General features: G+C 41.8%; 1 protein-coding gene. It reads left to right on the top strand.

Features of this window, described 5'->3' with window-relative positions; translation table 11 throughout:
• The first annotated feature begins 282 nt into the window (after positions 1-282).
• Positions 283-1,119: a carboxylating nicotinate-nucleotide diphosphorylase gene (nadC, locus tag A3757_RS24445; protein ID WP_068509607.1), complete on the top strand. Its 837-nt coding sequence runs from the start codon at positions 283-285 to the stop codon at positions 1,117-1,119.
• Positions 1,120-1,288 lie beyond the last annotated feature (169 nt).

Here is a 1,288-nt window from a genome sequence, read left to right on the forward strand (position 1 = left end):
TTATTTAACATTTATTTGCATTATAGCGAGTCAATATTATGACTACTGTCACATTTTGTTTCCGCTTGAACCAGTTCACAAAAAATGTGAATTATTAAACCCAGCACAACAACTACTCGTCTAACAATATAGTGAACGAGAACAAGCTAAGCCACTTAGCATTATCCGAAATAATCTATATAATGGCGCCGCTAAATAAAAGTAAGCAATACTTTCGACTTTTTTTAATTTTAAGCATCCTTTGTATTCACCAGACCCAGCCTGAACAGCTTGAGCCAAAATATGAACGAATTACTTTCAAAAGCCATCGAAAATAACGTTAACGCTGCAATTTCGGAAGATGTCGGCTCCGGTGATATAACTGCTCAGCTAATTGATGCCGACAAACAGGCTTGCGCGAAAGTAATTACCCGTGAAAGTGCGATTATTTGCGGTACAAAGTGGGTTGACGCCGTCTTTCATGCAATTGATCCAACCCTTGAAATTAAGTGGTTCGTCAATGACAGAGACAACGCTTCACAAAACGAAACTCTCTTTACTGTTAGTGGCTCTGCCCGATCCATTCTAACCGGAGAACGTGCCGCACTTAATTTTCTGCAAACACTTTCTGGCACTGCAACGACAGCTAAACACTACGCAAACCTGGTTGCACACACTCAAGTAAAGCTTCTGGATACTCGTAAGACCCTACCTGGACTGCGCCTAGCACAAAAGCATGCCGTTACCTGCGGAGACTGCCACAACCATCGCATTGGCCTTTATGACGCCTTCCTAATCAAGGAAAATCACATTATGGCCTGCGGCGGCATTGGACAGGCAGTTAACAAAGCTCAGCAACTAGCTCCCGGAAAGCCCATCGAAGTTGAAGTTGAATCTATACAAGAGTTGCAACTAGCCTTACAAGCTCAGGCTGATATCGTCATGCTCGACAATTTCCCTATCAGCACTTTAAACGAGGCCGTAAAACTAAATAAAGGCCAAGCCAAGCTTGAAGCTTCTGGCGGCATAACCAATGAAACGCTGGTCCCAATTGCTGAAACGGGAGTAGACTTTATTTCAATCGGCGCACTGACAAAAGACTGCAAATCTATCGACCTTTCAATGCGGATTGATATCTAAACAGAAAAACGCCAGCTTACATAAATTTACATACCGAAACACTTCAGTTAGACAATCATTTGGCTATTACAGATAGAATAGATTCATCATTATGGTGATGTCTTCAGACAGCTAAATTCGTCATAAAACAAGAAGACAATCCACCATATTTACCATGCGGCCCATTATA

It is taken from the genome of Oleiphilus sp. HI0117, from assembly GCF_001635235.1.